Origin of the sequence: Cupriavidus sp. L7L (assembly GCF_004353535.1) — a bacterium.
Taxonomy (GTDB): Bacteria; Pseudomonadota; Gammaproteobacteria; order Burkholderiales; family Burkholderiaceae; genus Cupriavidus; species Cupriavidus oxalaticus_A.
The window spans coordinates 528,871-549,490 of sequence record NZ_SMNY01000003.1; the positions used below are offsets into that span (position 1 = coordinate 528,871).

Consider the following 20,620-nt stretch of genomic DNA (forward strand, 5'->3'; position numbering starts at 1 on the left):
CGCCACCGCATCGAATTTCAAAGCTGCCCCCCCACGCGAACGAATCTTCCAATCCCCGGAGAAACCCTGAGGCGCGGCCCGGCACGACGACATGGAAAACAAGCCTGATATGGCGCTCCAGCCGCATCGATCGATGCGAGGCGGCTCACAACCGTCCAATCCAACACCGAACAATCTGCTGTCATGGCGGAGATAACAGCAGCGTCATTCGTGCGTTCCGCAAATGCAGCACCATGCCATGCGACTGCAGCCCTAAGCTTGTGAAAGCTTCCCGCCGTTTTCGCCACGCACGCATGGAAGCCTGCCGTCATGCAGCCATGATGATTGACCGACGACGCGCTGTCCCGGTCCGACGTCCGCGCGGCAACGACATGACAGCCGCCGCGCCATAACCGCCGTTACCGGATCAACGCCATGCCCGACACCTCCCATTCTCCGCCGCCTCGCTTTATGCGCCTGGCAGAGTCCGATCGCCCCACTATCACCCTGCGCATCGACGGCCACAGCGCCACCGCGCTGGCCGGCGACACCTTGCTGGTCGCGTTGCTGATGAACGGCCGGCGCGTGCGCGACAGCGAGTTCGGCGACGGCCCGCGCGCCGGCTTCTGCCTGATGGGCGCCTGCCAGGACTGCTGGGTCTGGACGCCCGCCGGCCAGCGCCTGCGCGCCTGCTCCACCCCGGCCGAGGCCGGTATGGAGGTGCTGACCCGGCCGCCCGCACAGCACTGGCCGGCCACGCCCGACCTGCAGGAATCGCTCGCCCGCCACCGCCAGGGAGCCGCCGCATGAGCGCCCTGTCCGCATCGCCACGCATCGTCGTGGTCGGAACCGGCCCCGCCGGCGTGCGCGCGGCCCAGGCGCTGGTCCAGGCCGGACTGCGCCCCACGGTGGTCGACGAGGGCCGCCGCGACGGCGGCCAGATCTATCGCCGCCAGCCCGAGGGCTTCAAGCGCTCCTACGCCAAGCTCTATGGCAGCGAGGCCCACAAGGCCCAGGCCCTGCACCGCGACTTCGACGCGTTGCGCGACCGCATCGACTATCGCCCCGACACGCTCGCGTGGAACCTGACCGAAGGCGAGCTGCACGTCGTGCGCGACGGCGAACCGAAGACCTTGCCCTTCGATGCGCTGCTGGTGTGCGCCGGCGCGACCGATCGCCTCATGCCGGTGCCCGGCTGGCACCGCGCCGGCTGCTACAGCCTCGGCGCCTCGCAGATCGCGCTCAAGGCGCAGGCGTGCGCCATCGGCTCGCAAGTCGTCTTCCTCGGCAGCGGGCCGCTGCTTTACCTGGTGGCCAACCAGTACGTGCAGGCCGGCGCGCGCGTGGCCGCGGTGCTCGACACCGCGCCCGCCACCAGGTCGTGGGCCGCCATCGCCGGGCTGCTGGCGCGTCCGCGCCTGGCCCTGCGCGGCCTCGGCCTGATCCGCGCCCTGCGCGCAGCCGGCGTGCCGGTGCTGCAGGGCGTGACGCCGCTGGCCATCGACGGCGATGACAGCCTTGGCGTGCAGGGCGTCACCGCGCGCGATGCGAGTGGGCGCGAGCAGCGCTTTGCCTGCGACGCCGTCGGCCTGGGCTGGCATCTGCGTGCCGAGACGCAGCTGGCCGACCTCGCGCGCTGCGAGTTCGCCTTCGAGCCCGTGAGCCGCCAGTGGCTGCCGCGCATCGACCAGGACGGGCGCAGCAGCACCCGCGGCGTCTACCTCGCCGGCGATGGCGCCCGCATCCTCGGTGCCGATGGCGCCGAAGCCGCGGGCCGGCTCGCCGCGCTGGCGGCGCTGGCCGACCTCGGCCACGCGCGCGGGCGCGAGCTGTACACCGCCGAGTCCGCCGCCCTGCGCCGCACACTCGGCAAGATGGACCGCTTCCGCCAGGGGCTGGCGCGCGCCTTCCCGTGGCCGCACGCGCAGGCCGCCGCTCTGCCCGATGACACAGTGGTGTGCCGCTGCGAGGCCGTGACGGTGGGCGAGCTGCGCCGCTGCGTGACCGAGCTCGACAGCCAGGAACTGAACCGCGCCAAGGCCTTCAGCCGTGTCGGCATGGGCCGCTGCCAGGGCCGCTTCTGCGGCCATGCCGCGGCCGAGATCGTGGCGCAGCGCTGCGCCATCCCGGTCGAACAAGTCGGTCGCCTGCGCTCGCAGGCACCGGTCAAGCCATTGATGATGAATACCAGCGAGGTGAAGGCATGAGCAGCACGGCAACCCAGAACCAGGACGCCGATGTGCTGATCCTCGGCGGCGGCCTGATGGGCACCACCACCGCCTTCTTCCTGCGCCAGCGCGGCCTCTCGGTGATCCTGCTCGAGCGCGAGCTGGTCGGCCGCCAGGCCAGCGGCACCAACTTCGGCAATGTGCGCCGCCAGGGCCGCGCGCTGCACCAGATGCCGCTGGCCAACCGCGCGCGCGCCGTCTGGGGCCGCGTCAGGGAACTGCTGGGCGAGGATCTCGAGTTCGTCCCATACGGCCATCTGCGCGTGTGTTACACCGAACAGCAGGCCGCCGTGCTCGAGCAGCATGCGCACGACGTGAAGCCGCTCGGCCTTGACCTGCAGCTCTACACCGCCGGGCAGCTGCGCCAGCGCTGGGGCATCTTTGCGCCCGCCATCGTGGCGGGCTCGTATTCGCCTCAGGATGGCCATGCCAACCCGCGCCTGGCCGGCCCCGCTTTCGCGCGCGCCGCCCGCCGGGCCGGCGCGCACATCGTCGAGCATGCCGAGGTGATGCAGGTCGAGCGCAACCCCGATGGCTTCGTTGCCCACACCGCCGATGGCCGGCGCTTTCGCGCGCCGCAGCTGCTGGTGGCGTGCGGCGCCTGGTCCAACCGCATCGCCGCGCAGTTCGGCGAAGCCGTGCCGATGGAAGCACGGGGCCCGCAAATGGGCGTGACCGAGCCGCTGCCCTATGCGATCGGCCCCTCCATCGGCATCTCGTCGCCGATCGAATACGAGGGCCTGTACTTCCGCCAGATCTCGCGCGGCAATATCGTCTTCGGCGGCGGGCTCAAGGGACCGGCGCATATCGACCGCATTCGCGCTTACGTCAGGCCCGACAACGTGCTGCGACAGCTCCGCGAGCTGCGCCGCTTCGTGCCGGCCTTCGAGCACGTGCAGCTGATCCGCGTCTGGAGCGGCATCGAAGGCTACACCTCCGACTGGCAGCCGGTGATGGGGCCCAGTGCCACGGTGCCCGGACTGCACTACGCCTTCGGCTTCAACGGCGAGGGCTTCGCCATCGGCCCTGGTGTGGGCGAGACCATGGCCGAGCTCATCGCCACCGGCCAGACCTCGATCCCGCTCGAACCTTATGCCGTCGGACGCTTTGCCAGCGCTGAGGCCCTCCAGGTCAGCGGCTGACCGAGCCTACGTTCCATAAGCTGCGGCAGCATGCTGTGCCGCAGCTGATACGCCCGATCGGAATGCGTCGTGGCGGAGCCGGCGAATCGCGGCTCCGCATGGCTTTGCTTAGCTCGTCAATGCGCTACGGGGCGCCACCATATTCTCCGGCCGTAGAATCTCCGCCAGAAGCGCATTGCTCACGAGCTGTTCCGACTGAACCAGCTCTACCACGGTTCGACCGGTTTCCTGCGCGAGGCGCGCGATTCGCGTAGCGTTCTCATATCCGATATACGGATTCAGCGCAGTCACAATACCGATCGAACGCTGGACCAGCGCGGAGCATTGCTCGGGGTTGGCGGTAATCCCTTCGATGCATTCACGGTCCAGCATGCGCACGGCGCGCGACAATAGCCGAATGGAGTCGTAGAGCTTGTAGGCGATGAGCGGCTCCATCGCGTTGAGCTGCAATTGACCCGCTTCGGCCGCCAGGGTCAGCGCGGCATCGTTGCCGGCGATCTCATAAGCGACCTGGTTCATCGCTTCCGGAATGACCGGGTTGACTTTGCCCGGCATGATCGAGCTGCCGGGCTGGCGCGCAGGCAGATTGATTTCCGCGATGCCGGTCCGCGGGCCGCTTGAAAGCAGGCGCAGGTCATTGCTGATCTTCGACAGACGGAGTGCCGTCTTCTTGACGAGACCCGATAGCAGCACGAAGTCGCCCATGTCCGAGGTCGCGGCGATCAAGTTGGGCGCGGCGCGAACAGGAAACCCGGACAGCGCAGCCAGCTCTTCGATTGCAATGGCCTGATAGCGCGGGTCCGCATTGATGCCGGTGCCGATCGCCGTACCGCCGAGATTGACGGCGCACAGCGTCGCGGGAATGAGCGTACGCAGTTGCTCAAGGTCGGCCGAGACGGTATCGGCCATGGCCTGGAATTCCTGTCCAAGCGTCATGGGAACTGCGTCCTGGAGTTGGGTACGCCCCATCTTCAGGATGCCGCCAAACTGTTGTGCCTTGTTGGCCAGCGTGGCCGCAAGGTGGCCCAGGTTTTCCAGCAGCGGCAGATGAGCCAGGAGCAGTCCGACCCGAATGGCCGTCGGATATGCATCATTGGTCGATTGCGACAGATTGACATCGTTGTTGGGGTGCAGCCGGCCGTAGCTGCCCTTCTGCTCGCCCAGGTGCTCCAACGCGCGGTTCGCCAGCACCTCATTGGCGTTCATGTTCGTGGAGGTTCCGGCACCGCCCTGGATCATGTCAACGACGAAGGCATCGTGGAACGCCCCATCCAAGACTTCCGCGCACGCCTTGGCAATGGCGCCGTGCTTGGCGGCGTCCAGCAGGCCGAGCCGATGGTTGGCATTGGCGGCCGCATGCTTGACGATAGCCAACGCCTTGATGAAGTCCGGGTACTCGCCGATGCAACGGCCGGAAAGATGGAAGTTTTCCTTTGCGCGCAGCGTCTGCACGCCGTAGTACAAGGTGTGATCAAGAGCTCGCGTACCCAGTAGATCCTTCTCCTGGCGCGTGGGCGTAGCTGTGGTCATGATGAGGCTTATGTGATGGGTCGAAGGAAAGCGGACAGGACCTGCCGATCCGAGCGGTCAACGGCCTGACAGCCTGAGCAATAGCAGCCTGCGCCGCGCCACCATGGGTAGATTTCGTTTCGTTCAGGCCGACAACACCACGAATACCTTGCGCAGCATTTCCGTCACGTGCCATTCGCCGGTCGTGTTGGCGGGAAAAAAGAGTGTGTCACCTGCACGGATCTGCTGCGCCTCCCCGTCCGTTGGGGTGAACGTGCAAGCGCCGGCGAGGATGTGCATGACCTCGGCGTTCGCAATCTGGCGCTCGAACCGGCCCGGCGTACATTCCCAGAGACCGGCATGGCTCTCGCCGGCGCCCTCGAGGTCGATGTCGATGCCGCTGAGCTCGCAGGGCGGCTGGGTCAGAGGGCGGGCAGGCGTGCCCTGTTGTTGGAAACCTTCGGCGGTCGCCGATTGGCGAATGATAACGATGCTCATGAATGATCCAGTGTCGATAGGGTAGTTAGCCGCGTCAGTCTGGAGCCAGCGAGCGGCGGGCAACTTCGCAGAACCAGCGCACGCCCAGGGGCAGCGCGTCGTCGTTGAAGTCATAGCAAGGGTGGTGCAACGGTCGCTCTCCATCGGGCCCGGGATCGGCACGTCCCTGTCCCAGCCAAAGGTAGGCGCCAGGCTTTTGCTGCAGCATGAAGGCAAAATCCTCGGAAGTGAATGCAGCACGCGGGGCCATGCGCGCCTCCAGCCCGATGGCACGGGCCGCGTCAACGGCCAGTGCCGCTTCCTGCGGGCTGTTCACCGTGGCCGGGTAATAGCGGTCGTAATGCACTTCGACCTCGGTTCCGCTCGCCGTTGCCACGCCATGCGCCATCGCACGCAATGCAGTCTCGATCCGGCTCTGGGCTTCCATATCGAAGCTTCGCACCGTGCCGGTTATCCGCACTTCGGCCGGTAATACGTTGTGGCTGTGCCCGCCTTCGATACGCGTGACGGACAACACGGCGGATTCGGCAGGATCAATGCGACGCGCCACGATCGTGTGCAATTGCGACACGAGCTGGCTTGCGGCCAGGATGGCGTCTGCGGTGTGGTGCGGCTGCGCGGCATGGCCCCCACGCCCGCGCACCACGATATCGAACCGATCCGCCGCCGCCATGATGGCGCCAGGCAAGGTCTGGGCGTGGCCGAGCGGCAAGTCCGGCCAGTTGTGCAGGGCATAGACGCTGTCGCAAGGAAATCGCTCGAACAGGCCCTCAGCGATCATGCGGCGGGCGCCCCCCTTGCCTTCCTCTGCCGGCTGGAAGATGAAATGCACCGTGCCATCGATACCGCTGCGCGCAAGCTGACGCGCGGCGCCCACAAGCATGCTGGTATGGCCGTCGTGGCCACAGCCGTGATGCTTGCCGGGCGCGTGGCTGACATAAGCCGGGCGGCCCAGTTCCACCATTGGCAATGCGTCCATATCCGCGCGCAGGCCTACGCTGCGCTTTCCCTTGCCGGCGCGCAGCGTGCCCACCACGCCCGTGCCGCCGATCCCCTCGTGCACCGTGAGACCCAGCATGCGCAATGCCTGCGCCACGATGCCTGCCGTGCGGTGCTCCTCGTAGCCAAGTTCGGGATTGGCGTGCAGGTCCCGGCGCAGCGCAATCAGGTCCGGCAGCAAGTCGGCCACGGGTTCTGCGATCTGGTTCCACCTCATGAGCCGGCCCCCGCTCCATTGGAAGGCTGAATCTGGCGAGGAATGGGATGGTTGGACAGGACTTCAAGATCCCAGAGGTCCATCGGTGCGCTCCGGTGTTACTGAATGCAGAAAGGTAAAAGGTTCAGCAGCGCCACGCGTGCTGCATCGTTGCCAGCTTAAGAGCACTCTCGCCAACGATGGTGCCGATCGCAGCGTGCCGCGCCGCATTGAATTGCGTTTTGCCAGTCCAGGTGAACAGATTGTTCGGCGTCCTGAGCCGGCTTTCCCCGGTAGCACGCAATCCGGCATGCCGCTTGATTCCCGGTCAGAGAGTAGGTGAATGAGAATCTCTATCATCTGCGCGGCTAAATTCCGGCCCTGCAGTTACTCATGCCACGCTCATGCCATCATTTCCGCCACGCGCCAGGCGCATCGCGCGCCATGCCTGTCACGTCAGCCTGTTCCTGTTCCCGCTATCCGATGGGGCGCTTGCCGAAGCGCCGGGGCCTGCGTCGACGGCCGATCTTCCCGAAGTGCGCGTCAGCGCCAATGCAGGCGGCAGCGGGTACGTTGCTGCCGAAGCCGCTGGCGCCACGCGAACTGAAACGCCGCTGCGTGAAATCCCGCAGTCAGTGCGCGTGGTTACCTCCGAGCTCATTGACGACCTGCGCGCGACACGGCTTTCGGACACCGTCGACTATGTCAGCGGAATCGCGCGCCTCAATGACTTTGGCGGGACCTGGGACAACTATGCCATCCGCGGCTTCAGCAGCACGGAGATGGGATATCTGGTCAACGGTTTTCCCGGCTCGCGTGGATACAACCCCATGCGCGACGCCGCCACGGTCGAGCGCTTTGAATTCCTGAAAGGCCCGGCCGCGGCGCTTTACGGCAGCAGTGAACCGGGCGGCTCCATCAATATCGTCACTAAGAAGCCAAGGTTCGCGCCCGCGACCTCGGCGGAACTGAGTGCCGGGACGCTCGGGTTCCGGCGCGCCACCGCCGATACCACCGGCCCCCTGAGCAAGACGCTGGCCTATCGCTTCAACATCATGGCCGAGGACAGCGCCAGCCGCAGCTCCCTGATCGACGGCCACAAGTACCTCGTGGCGCCTGCATTGGCATGGGCGCCGGACGACCGCACCCTGCTGCAATACGAAGGAGAGTTCCTGCGGTTGCGTACGCCGCTCGACCGTGGCCTCGTCAATGTGAACGGACAAATCACGCTTCCCCGCGACCGCTACCTGCAGGAACCCAGCGACCCCAACCTTCATCTTTCCAGCGACACGCACCAGCTGACATTCGAGCGGCAGCTTTCTGCGGCCTGGCGCACGCGGATCGGGGCGAGCTACAAGGAATCGGGCTTCGAGGGATACGCCGCGGAGTTTGGCAGTCTGCTCGCCGATGGCCGTACGCTCACGCGTCGCAACAGCCTGCGGACATTGCCCTCCCGCGACACGTCTGCCCGCGCAGAGGTGGAGGGCAACTTCCATATGGCTGGCCTGGGCCACCGCATGCTTCTCGGCATCGAAGCCTCCCGCCTGTTCATGGGCATGGATATCGCCTACTCCAGCCTCGCGGCCAACGCGTATGCGATCGACATCTATGAGCCGGTGTACGGGCAAGCGAAGCCGGCGGTCTCGCCAGGCATATCGACGCGCGAAAACCAGCGCAACCTGGGCGTCTATCTGCAGGACGAGGTGTCGATCGACGAGCGTTGGAAGCTGCTTGCCGGCGTCAGGTTCGATAACTACCACCAGTCAGTGGACAACCTCCTTTCCGCGGCAGCGACCCGACAGCGCCAGAGTGCCGTGTCGCCCCGGATCGGGCTGACGTGGCTCCCGACCGCGCAGCTTTCCGCGTACGTGTCCTTCGGAAAATCGTTCCGTCCGAACAGCGGCGTGGATGAGTCCGGCAACGCCTTTGATCCGCAGTACGCCCGCTCGGTGGAGGCAGGGCTGAAGTGGCAGTCCCACGACGAACGGCTAGGGGCAACCCTTGCCCTCTTCGACATCCGCAAGCACAACGTCCTGACGCGCAGCCCCACCAATCCCAACTTCAACATCGCCACGGGCCAGGCCGCGAGCCGCGGGCTGGAGGTCGATGCATTCGGCAACCTGGACGAGCACTGGCGCATCAGCGGCAGTCTTGCACTGGTGAACGCCAGGGTCACCGAGGACAATGCCATCGCGCCCGGCACCCGGCTGGCCAATATCCCGAGGATCAGTGCGAGTCTGCTCGCCATTCGTGAAGATGCCATGCCGAAGTTCGGCGGCCGCTATGGTATCGGCACCGGCATCGTCTACGTCGGCAACCGATCCGGAAATGCCACCGACACGTACTCGCTGCCCGCCTACGCCACCGTGAAGCTTGTCACGTACTGGCAGTTCGATCGCCGCACGCGCCTTTTCCTGGACGTTCACAACGTGTTCGACAAGACCTACTATCCCGCCTCGTGGGGCAACCTCGCCGTAGTGCCGGGACTGGGGCGCCAGTTTGTCGCCGGACTGCGGTACCGGTTCTGACAGCGGGGCAATGTCGTCCATGGGACCACATGCCGGCCGGCATGCAGCCGCCGCCACGCACAGCATGCCGAGCATGGCGATGAATACGGGATTTCCTTCTGCCGCCCACCCGGTATACGCAATGTGCCGTCGAAATCCAACCACTACAATTTCGGTCACTACTCGCGGCCCTGGTAGCGACCATGGCGCTGTTTCGTTACTTCACAGGACTCGTCATGACGACCCAGACATACAATATCGCCGTGATCCCGGGCGATGGCATTGGCAAGGAAGTCATGCCAGAAGGCTTGCGCGTACTCCGTGCCGCCGCAAGCCGCTTTGGCATTGACCTGAACTTCACCCATGTCGAGTGGGCAAGTTGTGATTACTACGCGGCCACCGGAAAGATGCTGCCGGATGACTGGAAAGCGCAACTGGCGGGCATGGATGCCATCTACTTCGGCGCAGTGGGCTGGCCCGATATCGTGCCGGACCATATCTCGTTATGGGGCTCGCTGCTGAAGTTCCGCCGCGAGTTCGACCAGTACATCAACCTGCGCCCCGCCCGCCTGTTCGAGGGCGTACCGTGCCCACTGGCCGGCAGGAAGCCGGGCGATATCGACACGATCATCGTGCGCGAGAATACCGAGGGCGAATACTCGTCGGTCGGCGGCGTGATGTATGAAGGTACCGAACGCGAAGTCGTCATGCAGCAGTCCGTCTTCTCACGGCATGGGACGGACCGCGCGCTGCGCTTCGCATTCGACCTGGCCCGTCAGCGGCCGCGCAAGCGCGTTACCGTGGCGACCAAGAGCAACGGCATTGCCATCAGCATGCCGTGGTGGGACCGCCGGGCATCCGCCATCGCGGACGAATATCCGGATGTCGGCTGGGAAAAGCAGCACATCGACATCCTGTGCGCCCGCTTCGTGTTGCAGCCGCAGCGCTTCGATGTGGTGGTGGCGTCCAACCTGTTTGGCGATATCCTGTCCGACCTGGGTCCGGCCTGCACCGGTACGCTGGGACTGGCGCCTTCGGCCAACCTGAATCCCGAGCGCACGTTCCCTTCGCTGTTCGAGCCGGTGCATGGCTCGGCCCCCGATATCTATGGCAAGAACATTGCCAACCCCATCGGCATGATCTGGTCAGGCGCCATGATGCTCGACTTCCTCGACACGGACAACGATGCCGGAAGGAAAGCGCACGACGCCATTCTTGCTGCCATCGAGCACGTCCTGATTCACGGCCCTCGCACTGCAGACCTGGGCGGTAATGCCTCCACCACCGAGATGGGTGAAGCCATTGCCAGCGTCGTGGAACGCATCGGCCTGACCGGGCAGGCATAGGGCTCGCGTAGCCGGCCTCAGGACAACTCTTCACGCAATTGTCTTTCCCGATGCCGGTCAGCGGAATCCGTGTCCTCCGTGCAGAGGCCGCTCACGCGCGCCAGCAACAGCCGCGCCGCGTCGTCCTTGCCCTGACGATGCCAAAGCTCGGCAAGGCTTATCGCACATCGAAGCTCGATGGAACTGGCACCCTCCCCACGGGCCAGTTCCATCGCCGTGGTGAAACACGCCTCGGCTTCGCGGTCTGCCTTGGATGACGAAGCACCTCGCGGACCCCTCTTCTGCACCAGGACCTCGCCCTTGAGCCGGAGCAGCGCGGGCTCGTCAAAGCGTTCTCCGGTGTGCCCTGCCAGGGCCAGGGCCTCGGCCAGCACACGCAGCGCAGGCTCGTCTTGCGCGGAGCGTCGATACGCATCCGCCAGCAGTCCCAGCAGTGAGGGCCGTCCCAATACCGCGCCGGCGTCCTCCAGATCATCGAAGCCGCGGCGCATCAGGTCAATCCCTGCTTCAGCCTTGCCCGTTGCGGCCAGTGCCCAACCACGCAGTATCGATCCCCAGCTTCGGTACAGCTGGAACCCATGCTCTTCTGATAGTGCGATAGCCGCCTTCGCGCACTCCAGCACACGTTGCGCATCACAACGGCGCTGGTGCAGCTCGGCCGCGAAGATGAGGCTCACGGCCAGGCCGAACGGATCGGCGGCCCGGCGTGCCAGCGCGAGCGCCTCCTCGCTTCGGTTCAGAGCTTGCTGCGGCAGGCCGAGGTACCAGAGCACCCAGCTCAGCGAGCTGCGCATGTGGACCGCCGGGTTCCGCGCGTAGCGCAGCAGGTGGCCATAGGCGTGCTGGTCGGGACGGTGCAGCGCCAGCGCTTGCTCCAGGTATGTACGGGCCATTCGGATATCGCCGCGCCGGAACCGTGTAACGCCCAGCACGCGCTGCGCCTCCGCCCGCTGCTCCGAGTCTCCACTGTCTTCGGCGAGTTGGTGCAGGCCTTCAGCCAGGGATTGTGCCGTCAAGAGCTTGCCGCGCAACAGATAGAAGGACCAGAGCCCCAATTGGGCGGAAAAACGCTGCGGCGTCTCCGCTCCTTGCTCGCACAAAGTCAGCGCCCGCGTGTAGATTGTCTCGACTTCCGGTGCCCCATGGCCCCGTGCCGTGATGCATGCAATGCCGAGGTTCAGCAGCAGGCCCAGTTCGTCACGTGCGCGCTCGGGGTTCTCTGGCAGCGTCTTAAGCAAGTCGAGCGCCGCATTGAGATGGCGCATTGCCTCGCGCTGCGCGGAATGCTGCGCGGCGTGCTGCCCGGCAAGACCGAGGTATTCGATCGCCTTGCGGGTATTGCCACTTCGGCTGTAGTGGTGTGCCAGTTCGCTGCAGTAATCCATCAGGCTGCCGGGGAACAGCGTTTCCAGGGCTTGGGCGGTGCGCTCGTGCAGCGCGCTGCGCCTGTCACTCAGCAGCGAACTGGCGGCAACCTCCTGCGTCAGCGCGTGCTTGAACACGTACTCCACCTCCGGAAACGCCGGGCGCTCGTAAATGAAATCTCCGGCCTGAAGATCGGCGAGCATCGCATGGAGAGCACTGTCCGCCAGCGCCGTGACGTGCCGGACCAGGCTCAAGGCAAATTCCTTGCCGATGATAGCGAGCGTCTGCAGCAATTCCTTTTGAGCCGGCGGCAGGCGGTCGATGCGGGCGGCAAGCACGCCTTGCACGGTGGTAGGCATATGCAGTGACACGACACGGTCGTCCAGCCGGAAGTTACCCCGTTCTCCGTGCAGGACGTTCTCCTCGATGAGGGTTGTGACGACCTCCTCCATGAAGAAGGGATTGCCTTCGGTCTTCAACTGGATTTCGCGCTTCAGTGGCTCGAGCGAAGGATGGTCACCCAACATCGCGCTAAGGAAGCCTTGCGCATCGGCCTGGCCCAGGGGCTCCAGCTTCAGCTTGACGTGGCATTGCATGCCCCCGTCATGCGCGTATTCGGGGCGGTAATTGACGAGCAGCAGCATGCTTGCCCGGGGCACATGATCAGCCAGGATACCGAGAAAGGCCTCTGATTCACTGTCGAGCCATTGAAGATCATCGAACAGCACCATCAGCGGCTGGATCTCGCTCTCGCGCACAAGCAGCCGTACCAGCGCATCGAAAGTTCGTTGGCGCCGCACCGAAGCCTCCATCATCGGAAGCGTCGACGCCGGATCCTTGATACCAAGCAGATAGAGCAGATAGGGAAGAACGTCGTCCGGGGCACAGGCGATCGCGATCAGCCTGGCAGTGATCTTCTCGCGAATCTGACGGTCGTCATCCTGGGCGGCAATATCGAAGTACGCCCTGATCAGGTCGATCAATGGCAGATAGGGAAACGCCTTGCCATGCGAGACCGAGAAGGTTTCGAGCACCTTGCAGCCCTGTTGCGCACGCGTCCGGAATTCGTGAAACAGGCGCGACTTGCCGACGCCTGCCTCGCCTGATACGCCAAGGACACGTCCCTGGCCAAGCCTTGCCGACTCCAGCGCCTCCTGCATGCACTGCAATTCAGCCTGGCGGCCGACAAAACGCGACAACCCGCGATGCGCCGCGACTTGCAGCCGCGTGCGCAACATGCCGGGGCCAACAACTTGGTAAACGGCAAGCGGTTGCTGAATACCCTTTACCGATGCCGTCCCGAGGGTACGAAACTCAAAGTAGCCCTCCGTCAGCCGATGCGTGGCTTCGCTGACAGTGATCGATGAGGGCATTGCAATGCCTTCCATCCGTGACGCGATATGGATGGTGTGGCCCACCGGATCGTAGTCAGTGCGCAGATCATCCTTCCGGATCGCCCGCACTACCACTTCGCCGGTATGGACGCCAACCCGGATCCGCAGCTGCATGCCCCTCGCTACAGGCGTCTTTTCATTATGACGGCGTATCGCAGCCTGCATCCGGAGTGCTGCGTAGAGCGCTCGAATGGGGTGGTCCTCATGCGCGATGGGCGCACCAAAAAGCGCCAGGATGCCATCGCCAAGCGATTTGGCAACGTATCCCTCATAGTGGTGAACCGCCTCCATCATCATGGCCACGACGGGGTCGATCAATCCGCGGGCATCCTCGGGATCCAGGTCCTGAATCAATGCCGTCGAGCCGGCGATATCCGCAAACAGCGCGGTAATGGTCTTGCGTTCGCCAGCGGTTTGCCCCCTTGCTTCCATCGCCGCCTGTTCGGCGAGAATGCGCTCGGCCAGGTGCGCCGGCGTATAGAAAGCGGGCGCAGCCCCACGGTGCTGACCGGTGGGGCCGTCAGGCAGCAGCACCCCGCAAAGGCCGCAGAATTTCGCCGCGGCCCCCGACTCATGGCCGCATTGCGGGCAGATTCGCGCAAGGCTCTCTCCGCACGCCTCGCAGAAGCGCCCGCCTGCGGGGTTATCGAATCCGCACTTGATGCAGCGCATATCCCCTCTGACCACCTGGCCCGACAACAGTCATTAGAGACCACAGGACAGGCGTCTCGCAAGTTTCCAGAGGCTGATCGGGAGATTGGAAGCTGTGCAGAAAACCACCAAGGGAACTGGGCTGCTGCGCGAGCGGCCTTCGTTCGCGGCATGACATGTTTGCGCCGGTCTCGCAGTGTCGCAAGAGACTCAATATGCCCCTGTCCTCAGGCCCTGCCTTAATGAGCCGCCCGACAAAGTTAGATCTGAACGGTCGACGTAGGAAATATCAGGCGTGCTCGAGATTCAAGTGGAAACTGCCTGGTTCTCTCCGCAAAAAAGCATCTCCTTAGCACTGATACCAATAAACTTATTTGTACTTGTCCACCTGCAGAGAATCACCCAAATGATATACAAACCGAAATTCATCAGCTTCGATTGTTACGGTACTCTCATTAACTTCGAAATGGGGCCGACAGCCAAGAAGATTTTCGAAGATCGCGTTCCGACTGATCGGATGCAGGCATTTCTTGACAGCTTCCGATTTTACCGCCTCGATGAAGTATTAGGCGAGTGGAAACCTTTCTTTGACGTTATTGAAAATTCCATTCAACGGGCGTGCCAGGCACACGGCGTTGAATATCGCTCATCTGATGCGGTCGCCTTGTACGACGCGGTCCCAACTTGGCAGCCCCATCCGAACGTAGTTGAGGTGCTTGAGGCAATTGCTCCGCACATCCCGCTGGTGATTCTCTCGAATTCGATGGTCGATTTGATTCCGCATAGCGTCGCGCACCTCAAGGCGCCCTTCCACGCCGTTTACACCGCCGAGGAAGCAGGCGCCTACAAACCGCGGGCCCAGATGTTCGAATATATGTTCGATCAACTCGGTTGCGGACCAGACCAGATGATGCACGTCTCGTCGAGCTTTCGTTATGACCTCATGACGGCGTCCGATCTGGGATTCATGGCCAAAGCGTTCATCGATCGGGGCCACGAGCCCACCTCCGATAGCTATGGTGTCAACAGGTTGACCGATGTTCGCCAACTTCCCGGTTTGCTTGGACTTGAATGCCTGCTTCCCACCGCGATGGTGAAATGAGACGCAGGATGCCGGAGAATCGCCCGATTACGGCAGCGGCGTTGAGCACAGCGGCGCCCAGCCTTGTTCTAGACGAAGTGGGAGCCTTGGTCAATCGTCTCTACGGTATCGATGGCAGTGTCAAATCATTGGCCGGTGAACGAGACCAGAATTGTTGCATAGAGACGGCGGACGGCACTCGTTACGTTGTCAAGATCAGCAATCCATCCGAGCCGGTTTCAGTGGTCGATTTCCAGATCGCTGCGCTGGAACACATCGCGCGTGTATCGCCCGACCAGCCAGTGCCCCGAGTCGTGCGGACGCTTAGCGGACGTACGCGCGACACTGTGGCATTGGCCGATGGGCTTCAAACCACCGTGCGGATGCTTACCTATCTCGACGGCGTCCAGATTCGGGAGACTCCCCGGACCGCCGCACAGCGTCGGGCCATGGGGACAGTGCTCGCCAAGCTAAACCTCGCGTTGCGCGATTTCACGCATCCTTCCGCGATGCACAATCTGCTCTGGAATGTTTCGGCGGCGCACCGGCTGACAGCCAAGCTCGATGGCATCGTGGACGCCCCGCGTCGCGCGCTCGCTGAGTCGTTCATGTCGCGCTTCACCGACCATGTCCTGCCGCGACTCGCCTCGGTGAGGGCGCAGGTAATCCACAACGACTACCATCTCTACAACGTTCTGGTCGCACCCGACGATCATGAACGCATATTGGGGATTATCGACTTCGGCGACATGCTGTATGCGCCGCTGGTCGGCGAGGTCGCTACAGCGGCGGCCTTTCATATGACTGGCAACGCCGATCCGTTCGAGGGGCCTGCGCAGTTCGTCGGGGCCTATCACGCGACGCTGCCGCTTACCGAAATCGAGCAAGAGATCATCACTGATCTCATGGCGACACGCCACCTGATCACAGCGCTGATTTCGGAATGGCGCGCCGCGCGCTACCCCGAGAACCGGGCCTACATCATGCGCCACAATCCCGCAGCATGGGAAGCGCTCTCTCAGATGGCCGCTCTTTCCCGCAATGAGGCGCGCGACCGACTACTAACCGAAGTACGAAAAGGATAAGTGAATGAAAAGTACCACTGACCTCAACATGGTCAACGCCTATATCCCCGGACGTGCCAACGTGGGACCTGTCACTGCGGCGATGATCGATCGGCGCGATGCATTGCTCGGCCCGGCATATAGGCTGATGTACGAGCATCCGCTTCACATCGTGCGCGGCGAAGGCGTGTGGCTGATCGATCCGGAAGGTCGCCGTTACCTCGACGTTTACAACAACGTCGCGTCACTTGGACATTGTCACCCCGCGGTGACCGAGGCGATATGCAGGCAAGTGCAGACGCTGGCGACCAACACCCGCTATCTGCACGACACGATTCTTGAGCTCGCCGAACGCCTGCTCGCGAGCGTGCCTGAGACTAACCTTGCCCATCTCATGTTGACCTGCACGGGCAGCGAGGCAAACGACCTTGCCTATCGCATCGCAAAGGTGCGCACCGGTGGCACGGGCGTGATCGTGACCGAAACCGCCTATCATGGCTTTACCGACGCAGTGTCGCAATTCTCGCCATCACTCGGCGTGACAGTCGATCTCGGCGCCCACGTTCGCCTGGTTCCAGCACCGCGTCTCTATCATGCTGAGGGTGCTGACCTCTCAGAACGCTTCACGCGCGATGTCGAGGCGGCGATCGCCGATCTTCGGCGTCACGGCATCAAGCCTGCGGCACTGATTGTCGATTCCCTGTTCACGAGCGACGGCATCCTTCCTGAACCAGCGGGCTTTTTGAAGGGCGCGGTCGACGCGATCAAGCGGGCTGGCGGCCTTTTCATCGCCGACGAGGTCCAGCCAGGCTTCGGCCGGACCGGCGAGCATATGTGGGGCTTTCAGCGTCACCGTGTCATCCCCGACATCGTCACCCTCGGCAAGCCGATGGGCAATGGACAACCTGTCGCGGGACTGCTGGCCACCGCTGACGCGCTGGCAGAATTCGGAAAGAACTCAAGATACTTCAACACATTCGCCGGCAATACCGTATCGTGTGCGGCTGCGCTGGCAGTCTTGGATACGATCGAGAAGGAAAGCCTGGTGCAGCATGCCGCCAGCGTAGGCAACATCCTGCGTAACGGCATCGCCGATCTCGCCAGCCGACACGAGGCCATTGGTGACGTGCGTGGCGTGGGCCTGTTCGTCGGTGTGGAACTTGTCTCGGACCGCGCATCGCGAACGCCCGATCGCGAGCTCACCACCCGGGTAGTCAATCGAATGCGCGACAAGGGAGTCTTGCTCAGCGCCTGTGCGATGGGGCACAATGTTCTCAAGATTCGACCGCCACTGGTGCTATCCTCGGAACAAGCCGGCATCGTCATCGAAACGCTCGACGAAGCGCTAACACAGTGCAATCGGCAAAACGGAGGTAACTAGGGCCGACACTGACGGTAGTATCGACTCATGCGAGCTTCAGCTTCCCTCGACCAGTTTGACATCAAGATTCTTGTGCATCTTCAGCGCGAGGGACGCTGTTCGAATGTCGACCTGGCCGCAGCCATTGGCCTCAGTGAAAGCCCATGTCTTCTCCGCACGAAACGGCTTCAGGAGACCGGCGTTATCCGTGGCTACCGTGCGGAGGTCGCACTGGAGAAGCTGGGCAGCCACGTAATCGTGTTTTCCGAGGTCACTATCAGCAGCCATCGGCCCCAAGACTTCCGCAAATTTGAAGCAGGGGTTGGGAAGTACCACGAAATCGTCGAATGCTACAACGTCAGTGGCGGTTACGATTACCTTCTGAAAGTCATCGCACCTAATATCGCTTATTTTCAGGCGCTCATGGAGCAGTTGTTGAAAGACGATATCGGGATCGAAAAATTTTCCAGCCGGATCGTATTGCGCAAGCCGCTTGAGCAACGGGGGTATCCGCTGCGAATTATTGCAACCGGAAGGCCGGACTGGGATTAATGAAATCCGCACTGCCCATAAAAATCTCGCGCTGGTGCCGACGTAGTGGTCGCCGGCGCGATGCGTAGTTGGCGACACTCCCTACCAGGACCGCCAACTTTAGGAGGCGCTTGCGGTCTTCTGTTGATTAAAACGTGACGTCATTTGCGCCAAGGTGCAGGGCTGAAGGCCCGCTTGGCCGCATCGAGAAACACGCGTTGGCGGACTGTTAAGCCCTGACGCGTCGGCGTCAGGGCCATCACTGGCGCAGGTTCTAGCCGCCAAGCGGGCAACAGTCGCTTCAGCTTACCCTCGGCGATCAACGGTGCGGCATCCCATTCCGAGCGCTCCACAATGCCCAGGCCGTCCATCGCCCAGTCCCTGACCACGGTGCCGTCGTTTGACGATAATGTGCTATCCAGCCGGATCGTAACGACTTTGCGCCCACGCTTTGCCCCAGTTTCCTGTTGAGTGAAACGCAGGCGGGTGACGTATTCGTCGTTCTCGCGCAATGTCAGAAATTCGTACTGTGTGAGTTGGGATGGATGATCGAGTTTCGACAGCCGAAGGGCAAGGGCCGGACTCGCGCACAGGAACCGGTCGTTCGGGGCGAGGTAATGACCTATCCAGGAAGACCCCTTGACGTTGCCGATCGACACGACCGCGTCGGCGCCCGAGGCTGCCGCGAGTGGGCTTTCCGCCAGGATGAGGGAAATCGCAAGATTTGGGTGCGAGCGATGCAAATCACGAACCAGCGGCGCGACATAGACGCGACCAAACCCGAAGGGCGCCACAACGCGCAAATGGCCGCTCACACCGCTGTTATCGCCCGCGACGCGTGAGGGAATCGACTCGATTCGCTCCAGGATTTCAATCGCTTCCTGAACAAGCTGCTGGCCTTCGGTGGTGAGTGAAATACCTCTGGCGGCGCGAATGACGAGGCGAAACCCCATCCGTTCTTCTATCCGCTGAAGACGCACCGTAACAGCAGGGGGAGTCAGATTTAACAGTCTCGACGCCGCGGCGAGCGATTGTGACGAGCCCAGCGCACACAGCATGCGCAAGTCTTCCACTTCAAGCATTGATGGACCTTTAACGACCTTTAACGAAGGGTTTCGTTCCATATTAAACAGGATGGCGTTCTTTTTTCTATGGCACCGCGTGAGCAGGCAAGGGACCATTCCTGCGAAAGACTCTTCCTACGCTGGAGGTGCCTCACACCATGCAGACCGTTAAGCTTGACTTAACGGTGGCTTAATTGAGTTTTCAGCCACACAAGCTTAAGAGGGCCGATAATCCTGACGTGCGATGAAACGCCGGTCGGCGCGCTCTGGCTAGTCCGCGAGTTTAGCGCCCCCACCCAGGCTGAACCGAGCAACGGAACGGATCGTGTTGAGCCTGCGACAATTACAAGTCCGCCGGGGAGTCTCTAATGCATTTTAGTTCTTACTGGCTGGACACCTCCGAGCCGTTCGTCAGCAGATCGCCTGACGTGCCGGATGGAAGTTGCGACGTGGTAGTGGTTGGCGCGGGCATAACGGGTACCGCTGCGGCATTGGCGCTTGCCAAGAAAGGCGCACGCGTCATGGTATGCGAAGCGGAGACCGTTGGTCATGCGGCGTCGGGACGAAATGGCGGCATGTGCAATAACGGCTTTGCGCAAGATTATGCTTCACTCTCGCAGCGGATCGGCACCGAACTGGCCAACCGGCTATACCTGGCCTTCGACGCGGGCGTCGATACGGTCGAGCGGCTGGTCAGGGAAGAGTCAATCGATTGCGATTTCGTCCGCACGGGTAAGCTCAAACTCGCAGCAAAGCCCGAGCACTACGACAAGCTCGCGCGAAGCCAGGCGTTGCTCGCAGCGAGCGTCGACCCTGATACGCGCCTTTTGACAAAGGCGGAGCTTTGCGACGAAATCGGCTCGAACCACTATCACGGCGGGTTGATCTTCGAAAAGAGTGCTGGGATGCACGTCGGTCGCTATGTTCGCGGTCTCGCGAAGGCTGCGGAATCTCGCGGAGCGTACATTCTGGAGCGTACCCCGGTTTTAGGTTTGCAGAGAGGATCTCGGTGCGGATACGTGGTCAGAACGCCGCGGGGGGAAATATGCGCGCCGCAGGTGCTGCTGGCGAGCGGTATCTCCCAGATAGGACCGCTCGGCTGGATCCGGCGTAGGATCGTGCCGGTTGGGGCCTTCCTCATCGTCACCGAACCCTTGCCGCACGAACTGCTAGACCGGCTGCTACCAACCCGCCGGATGGCCACTGACACCAAGAATTTCGTCAACTTCTTTCGTGTCACCCCCGATAACCGCATGTTATTTGGCGGTCGTGCACGCTTCGCGACGTCGAACCTCAGTTCGGACGAGAAAAGCGGACTGATCTTGCGCCAGCAAATGGCAACCGTGTATCCCGAACTGACCGACGTACGGATCGACTATTGCTGGGGCGGCATGGTAGACATGACGGCCAATCGCTTGCCTCGCGCGGGCCAGCGAGACGGTGTCTACTATTCGATGGGCTATAGCGGCCACGGCACCCAGATGGCCACCCTGATGGGCACGCTGATGGCGGAGATCATGGACGGACGCGCCGATCTCAACCCTTGGAAAGACTTCGACTGGCCCGCCATCCCCGGACACTTTGGAAAACCATGGTTTTTGCCCCTGGTGGGTGCATGGTATCGCCTCAAGGACGGGCTGCAATGAATTCAGCTGCTCGTCAGCTTTTGCTAACGGAAGACGATTATTCTTTGCCGACGTCCGCAC

The 20,620-nt window shown here is 62.8% G+C and carries 15 protein-coding genes; 10 read left to right on the plus strand and 5 right to left on the minus strand.

Going from position 1 to position 20,620, the window contains the following annotated elements; all coding sequences use genetic code 11:
• Positions 1-414: 414 nt before the first annotated feature.
• Genes E1J61_RS04460 through E1J61_RS04470 form a run of 3 tightly spaced genes read left to right on the plus strand, consistent with a single transcriptional unit; the run spans position 415 to position 3,349 of the window.
• The gene (locus E1J61_RS04460) at positions 415-789 is read left to right on the plus strand and encodes a (2Fe-2S)-binding protein (protein WP_133092905.1); all 375 of its coding nucleotides are present in this window, start codon (positions 415-417) and stop codon (positions 787-789) included.
• Complete coding sequence (locus tag E1J61_RS04465) at positions 786-2,186, plus strand: NAD(P)/FAD-dependent oxidoreductase (RefSeq protein WP_133092906.1); 1,401 nt, start codon at positions 786-788, stop codon at positions 2,184-2,186. Before E1J61_RS04460 ends, E1J61_RS04465 begins: the two co-directional genes overlap by 4 nt.
• A complete protein-coding gene (locus E1J61_RS04470) occupies positions 2,183-3,349 on the plus strand; it encodes an FAD-binding oxidoreductase (RefSeq protein ID WP_133092907.1) in 1,167 nt (388 codons plus the stop codon). Before E1J61_RS04465 ends, E1J61_RS04470 begins: the two co-directional genes overlap by 4 nt.
• Before the next feature lie 108 nt (positions 3,350-3,457).
• Here the strand turns inward: E1J61_RS04470 and E1J61_RS04475 are convergent, their stop codons facing one another.
• From E1J61_RS04475 to E1J61_RS04485, 3 genes are all read right to left on the minus strand, one after another.
• Positions 3,458-4,879, minus strand: coding sequence for an aspartate ammonia-lyase (locus tag E1J61_RS04475; protein ID WP_133092908.1), 1,422 nt, complete (start codon positions 4,877-4,879; stop codon positions 3,458-3,460).
• Positions 4,880-5,002: 123 nt separating this feature from the next.
• Complete coding sequence (locus E1J61_RS04480) at positions 5,003-5,356, minus strand: cupin domain-containing protein (protein ID WP_133092909.1); 354 nt, start codon at positions 5,354-5,356, stop codon at positions 5,003-5,005.
• 34 nt (positions 5,357-5,390) lie between these two features.
• Entirely contained in the window at positions 5,391-6,572 is a 1,182-nt protein-coding gene (locus E1J61_RS04485; protein WP_133092910.1) for an amidohydrolase, read from the minus strand.
• A gap of 383 nt (positions 6,573-6,955) precedes the next feature.
• Here E1J61_RS04485 and E1J61_RS04490 point away from each other — a divergent pair, with 383 nt between their 5' ends.
• On the plus strand, positions 6,956-9,079 hold the full coding sequence (locus E1J61_RS04490) for a TonB-dependent siderophore receptor (RefSeq protein WP_133092911.1): 2,124 nt from the start codon (positions 6,956-6,958) through the stop codon (positions 9,077-9,079).
• A 215-nt stretch (positions 9,080-9,294) separates the two neighbouring features.
• Complete coding sequence (locus tag E1J61_RS04495; protein WP_133092912.1) at positions 9,295-10,404, plus strand: tartrate dehydrogenase; 1,110 nt, start codon at positions 9,295-9,297, stop codon at positions 10,402-10,404.
• 17 nt (positions 10,405-10,421) lie between these two features.
• Here E1J61_RS04495 and E1J61_RS04500 read toward each other — a convergent pair whose 3' ends face one another.
• The gene (locus E1J61_RS04500; protein WP_133092913.1) at positions 10,422-13,835 is read right to left on the minus strand and encodes an adenylate/guanylate cyclase domain-containing protein; all 3,414 of its coding nucleotides are present in this window, start codon (positions 13,833-13,835) and stop codon (positions 10,422-10,424) included.
• Positions 13,836-14,220: 385 nt separating this feature from the next.
• On the opposite strand from E1J61_RS04500, the gene E1J61_RS04505 reads away from it, so the two are divergent.
• The 4 genes from E1J61_RS04505 to E1J61_RS04520 are packed head-to-tail and all read left to right on the plus strand — an operon-like array spanning position 14,221 to position 17,871.
• Entirely contained in the window at positions 14,221-14,916 is a 696-nt protein-coding gene (locus tag E1J61_RS04505; RefSeq protein WP_133093005.1) for a haloacid dehalogenase type II, read from the plus strand.
• An 8-nt stretch (positions 14,917-14,924) separates the two neighbouring features.
• Entirely contained in the window at positions 14,925-15,980 is a 1,056-nt protein-coding gene (locus E1J61_RS04510; RefSeq protein ID WP_133092914.1) for a phosphotransferase, read from the plus strand.
• A gap of 4 nt (positions 15,981-15,984) precedes the next feature.
• Entirely contained in the window at positions 15,985-17,340 is a 1,356-nt protein-coding gene (locus E1J61_RS04515; protein WP_133092915.1) for an aspartate aminotransferase family protein, read from the plus strand.
• A gap of 27 nt (positions 17,341-17,367) precedes the next feature.
• Positions 17,368-17,871: an Lrp/AsnC family transcriptional regulator gene (locus E1J61_RS04520; RefSeq protein ID WP_133092916.1), complete on the plus strand. Its 504-nt coding sequence runs from the start codon at positions 17,368-17,370 to the stop codon at positions 17,869-17,871.
• A gap of 140 nt (positions 17,872-18,011) precedes the next feature.
• Here E1J61_RS04520 and E1J61_RS04525 read toward each other — a convergent pair whose 3' ends face one another.
• Positions 18,012-18,932: a LysR family transcriptional regulator gene (locus E1J61_RS04525; protein WP_133092917.1), complete on the minus strand. Its 921-nt coding sequence runs from the start codon at positions 18,930-18,932 to the stop codon at positions 18,012-18,014.
• Positions 18,933-19,282: 350 nt separating this feature from the next.
• Between E1J61_RS04525 and E1J61_RS04530 the strand changes: the two genes are divergently transcribed.
• On the plus strand, positions 19,283-20,560 hold the full coding sequence (locus tag E1J61_RS04530) for an FAD-binding oxidoreductase (protein WP_133092918.1): 1,278 nt from the start codon (positions 19,283-19,285) through the stop codon (positions 20,558-20,560).
• Positions 20,561-20,620 lie beyond the last annotated feature (60 nt).

Coding starts and splice junctions, on each gene's coding strand:
- E1J61_RS04520 (WP_133092916.1), top strand. CDS start 17,368: ATGCGAGCTTCAGCTTCCCTCGACCAGTTTGACATCAAGATTCTTGTG.
- E1J61_RS04500 (WP_133092913.1), bottom strand. CDS start 13,835: ATGCGCTGCATCAAGTGCGGATTCGATAACCCCGCAGGCGGGCGCTTC.
- E1J61_RS04515 (WP_133092915.1), top strand. CDS start 15,985: ATGAAAAGTACCACTGACCTCAACATGGTCAACGCCTATATCCCCGGA.
- E1J61_RS04465 (WP_133092906.1), top strand. CDS start 786: ATGAGCGCCCTGTCCGCATCGCCACGCATCGTCGTGGTCGGAACCGGC.
- E1J61_RS04460 (WP_133092905.1), top strand. CDS start 415: ATGCCCGACACCTCCCATTCTCCGCCGCCTCGCTTTATGCGCCTGGCA.
- E1J61_RS04510 (WP_133092914.1), top strand. CDS start 14,925: ATGCCGGAGAATCGCCCGATTACGGCAGCGGCGTTGAGCACAGCGGCG.
- E1J61_RS04525 (WP_133092917.1), bottom strand. CDS start 18,932: ATGCTTGAAGTGGAAGACTTGCGCATGCTGTGTGCGCTGGGCTCGTCA.
- E1J61_RS04485 (WP_133092910.1), bottom strand. CDS start 6,572: ATGAGGTGGAACCAGATCGCAGAACCCGTGGCCGACTTGCTGCCGGAC.
- E1J61_RS04470 (WP_133092907.1), top strand. CDS start 2,183: ATGAGCAGCACGGCAACCCAGAACCAGGACGCCGATGTGCTGATCCTC.
- E1J61_RS04495 (WP_133092912.1), top strand. CDS start 9,295: ATGACGACCCAGACATACAATATCGCCGTGATCCCGGGCGATGGCATT.
- E1J61_RS04475 (WP_133092908.1), bottom strand. CDS start 4,879: ATGACCACAGCTACGCCCACGCGCCAGGAGAAGGATCTACTGGGTACG.
- E1J61_RS04490 (WP_133092911.1), top strand. CDS start 6,956: ATGCCATCATTTCCGCCACGCGCCAGGCGCATCGCGCGCCATGCCTGT.
- E1J61_RS04505 (WP_133093005.1), top strand. CDS start 14,221: ATGATATACAAACCGAAATTCATCAGCTTCGATTGTTACGGTACTCTC.
- E1J61_RS04480 (WP_133092909.1), bottom strand. CDS start 5,356: ATGAGCATCGTTATCATTCGCCAATCGGCGACCGCCGAAGGTTTCCAA.
- E1J61_RS04530 (WP_133092918.1), top strand. CDS start 19,283: ATGCATTTTAGTTCTTACTGGCTGGACACCTCCGAGCCGTTCGTCAGC.